This window comes from Paraburkholderia sp. CNPSo 3281 (assembly GCF_024206515.1).
Taxonomy (GTDB): Bacteria; Pseudomonadota; Gammaproteobacteria; order Burkholderiales; family Burkholderiaceae; genus Paraburkholderia; species Paraburkholderia nodosa.
This window is the reverse complement of sequence record NZ_JAMBPS010000174.1, coordinates 1-738: the sequence shown is the minus strand read 5'-3', so window position 1 is coordinate 738 and position 738 is coordinate 1. Positions and strand designations below refer to the sequence as shown.

Here is a 738-nt window from a genome sequence, read left to right as displayed (position 1 = left end):
ACCGAAAACAGTAACAGGTATTGAACTGAAGAGTTTGATCCTGGCTCAGATTGAACGCTGGCGGCATGCCTTACACATGCAAGTCGAACGGCAGCGCGGGAGCAATCCTGGCGGCGAGTGGCGAACGGGTGAGTAATACATCGGAACATGTCCAGTAGTGGGGGATAGCCCGGCGAAAGCCGGATTAATACCGCATACGATCTTTGGATGAAAGCGGGGGATCGCAAGACCTCGCGCTATTGGGGTGGCCGATGGCGGATTAGCTAGTTGGTGGGGTAAAGGCCCACCAAGGCGACGATCCGTAGCTGGTCTGAGAGGACGACCAGCCACACTGGGACTGAGACACGGCCCAGACTCCTACGGGAGGCAGCAGTGGGGAATTTTGGACAATGGGCGAAAGCCTGATCCAGCAATGCCGCGTGTGTGAAGAAGGCCTTCGGGTTGTAAAGCACTTTTGTCCGGAAAGAAATCCTGGTGGCTAATATCCGCCGGGGATGACGGTACCGGAAGAATAAGCACCGGCTAACTACGTGCCAGCAGCCGCGGTAATACGTAGGGTGCGAGCGTTAATCGGAATTACTGGGCGTAAAGCGTGCGCAGGCGGTGATGTAAGACCGATGTGAAATCCCCGGGCTTAACCTGGGAACTGCATTGGTGACTGCATCGCTGGAGTATGGCAGAGGGGGGTAGAATTCCACGTGTAGCAGTGAAATGCGTAGAGATGTGGAGGAATACCGA

1 rRNA gene is annotated in these 738 nt (G+C 55.6%); it reads left to right on the top strand.

The features are described 5' to 3' along the window. Positions 1 to 22: 22 nt before the first annotated feature. A 16S ribosomal RNA gene (locus tag M3I56_RS40760) occupies positions 23 to 738 on the top strand; the annotation flags it as partial.